The following is a 2,223-nucleotide window of genomic DNA, read 5'->3' as shown; positions in this document are numbered from 1 at the left end:
CTCTTCTAAAATACCATTTGTTTCTTGCATTATGGTGGCTATTAATGAAAGAAAATATTCAAAATGATTGATTTTTTCTGGAGAACTTCTAAAAAGTCCAAGAGGTCCATTTTTAAGAGCGAAATTTTTATTATTAATAGCATTATTTTTTAACACAAAAGTTTCTGTATAAATTTGAATATTTTTCATAAAATGATTAAGATACTCTATACACTCACTAAGGCTTTTATCTTTGACTTTGTTATAGTTAGCATCTAATTCTAAAAGATAGGAATAAAAATAGAGAGTTTGGGTAAGGGGGATAATGGAGTGCTCCCCTGTTACTCCAGAGCTTGTATTGATTGTATGAAGCAGTGTTGTATCGCTATATTGATTGTCTTGATGTAATCCTAGCTTAATCCCTAGTTTTGATATAGGAGAGCCGATATACCATTCATTTTTATATTCATTATTACTTGATTCACAATGAAAGATAGAATCTTGAATTGAGAGTTTGTATATATATCTTTCATCTCCTTTAAGTTCAAAATTTTGAGGTGTTCTCCTATCTTCTTTAAAATGTTGCCAATAATTATAAGCAAGTTGTCTATAATATGGTGCAATATCTGCTAAGATAGGAATGGCATTAATATCAAGTGTCATCATTGTTGTATGAGTAGAAAGACTCATTGTTATCCCATAGTATTGACTTTGTTTTTCTTGGATTATCTTGTGTAATATCTCTCGTATCTTACTTTCTAAGAAAATATTATCTTTGCCTAAATCTCTTGCTCTATTTGCTATATTTTCTATTTCTTCTTTTATAAATCTTTCTTGTTGTTCTTTGCTGTGAAATATAAAGAGTTTTACTATATAATCATAAGGAGGTGCTATCTTTCTAGCTCCAGGTGCATTACAAGTATATAAAGCTTTGATATTGTTTCTATTCCTATCATCACAGATACTTAAAGCAAAGAGTTGTGCTAGACAGCCTCCAAGAGAGTGTCCTGTAATAGTAAGAGAATCTTTTTCTTTGATTTGTGGATAATCTTAATACAAGTTTCATAAAAGTTTAGCATATCATCATATTGGGCTTTAGGTATAGAGCCTATGGTTAAAGAAGCATCAGCTACAAACAAATCCATTTCTGTTCCTCTAATGGCTAAAATATAATTGATATAGCCATATTCACTGGTATAGCCTTCTTCTTTTGTTTTACTATCAATTTGTTTTCTTTTTTCTCCAAATAAAGTAGCAGAAAAACCTGAATTTGCATTAGGACAATGTTTTAATAAATCATAGCGAGAAAAGAATTGTTTAGCTTGGAGTGGGGAGAAGTCGCCACTAAATAACTCATCATCAAAGAAGCCATTTTTAGCTTTCCTGTTTTTTCATCTTTAAAATATTTGTATTCTATGTTGAGAATATCAATTAGGGTGGGGAATACAGATTGGGTTGTATCTTCTTTAATATCTCTAAAATATTTTAATCTTTTCCAATCCTTACCATTTTCCTCTGGCTTATAACTTTCATTAGCTAAATGAAAATATCCATAGGCTGCCCAAGGAAGTTCTGCATTGTCTCGTAATTTAGTGATTAATCCTTTATTGTCCATTTTTGCTCCTTTGTATTGAAGTACAAACTGCAATATTCTTCTATCTCTATCCACTCAATATTATAACTAGCCACAGATTCTTACTCTAAATTGTAACGTCTTGTATTCCAAGTATCAAGTAAAATTATTGATGTAATGTTATCTTTAGAGATAAGTTTTTTATTGCTATACAGAATAGCCATTATATCATATCTAGTCTTTTTTATTTCTCCTATATATGTTGCATATTCTCTAAAATTTTGCAAATAGAATTGCTATTCTTTACTTATTTTATAAGCTCTTCTATTCAGCTCCTCCCAATCTAATGTATCCAAACTTAATCCAAAATACCCTAGAATCTTATTATACTTTAGGAAGTTCATTTAACTTACACATATTCCTAAATTGCCAATAACTAGGCTCTAAATAATAAGAATAAGGAGTATAATAAAAGATAATTAAGCCTATACTTCCAAGAAAGACTAAAAACTTTGAAACGCTTTTTGTAGATTTAAAGATGATTTTATAAATAAATTTTAATATAAGATAAGAAAGAATAGTAGAAATTATAATAAGAAGTAATATATATGTCATGGGTTATCTCCTTAGATTCTCTATTTTATTAAAATTAAGATGTAATTTTGTGGTTT

The 2,223-nt window shown here is 28.9% G+C and carries 1 protein-coding gene and 2 pseudogenes; all 3 read right to left on the bottom strand.

The genetic code is table 11. The features are described from left to right. A pseudogene (locus tag AJ884_RS10105) lies at window positions 1-669 on the bottom strand (hypothetical protein); the annotation flags it as partial. 264 nt (window positions 670-933) lie between these two features. Beyond that, window positions 934-993: pseudogene (locus AJ884_RS10100) on the bottom strand (lipase family protein); the annotation flags it as partial. Between the two features lie 274 nt (window positions 994-1,267). After that, window positions 1,268-1,594: a hypothetical protein gene (locus AJ884_RS09920; protein ID WP_070274907.1), complete on the bottom strand. Its 327-nt coding sequence runs from the start codon at window positions 1,592-1,594 to the stop codon at window positions 1,268-1,270. Window positions 1,595-2,223 lie beyond the last annotated feature (629 nt).

The organism is Campylobacter sp. BCW_6463 (assembly GCF_001762785.1).
In the GTDB taxonomy this organism is placed as follows: domain Bacteria; phylum Campylobacterota; class Campylobacteria; order Campylobacterales; family Campylobacteraceae; genus Campylobacter_D; species Campylobacter_D jejuni.
Note: the sequence above shows the minus strand (reverse complement) of the source record. Positions and strands in the feature narration are given on the sequence as shown.